Here is a 282-nt window from a genome sequence, read left to right on the forward strand (position 1 = left end):
CTTGTATTGGAATATATGCCGGATGAAGAACTTATGAGACAGTTGGAGAAAGAGCGGAACAAAGGCAGGGACGATTATCCAGTGCGAGCCATGTGGAACTCGATCCTTGCCGGAATAGTATATCAACATGAAACGATAGAAAAACTGCGTCGGGAATTGGGACGAAACGGACAACTGCGGTTCATGTGCGGATTTAAAGGTGAAACGGTACCCCCAGCGTGGGTGTATACCCGTTTTTTAAAGAAAATAATCAACCATGCGGAAGAAGTAGATAAAATAATG

General features: G+C 44.0%; 1 protein-coding gene. It reads left to right on the plus strand.

Annotated elements, in window-relative coordinates:
* Positions 1–15 precede the first annotated feature (15 nt).
* Positions 16–282, plus strand: a 267-nt coding sequence (locus ciss_RS09710; protein WP_501161891.1) for a transposase family protein, incomplete at its 3' end; no start/stop codon positions are given.

This window comes from Carboxydothermus islandicus, assembly GCF_001950325.1.
Taxonomy (GTDB): Bacteria; Bacillota; Z-2901; order Carboxydothermales; family Carboxydothermaceae; genus Carboxydothermus; species Carboxydothermus islandicus.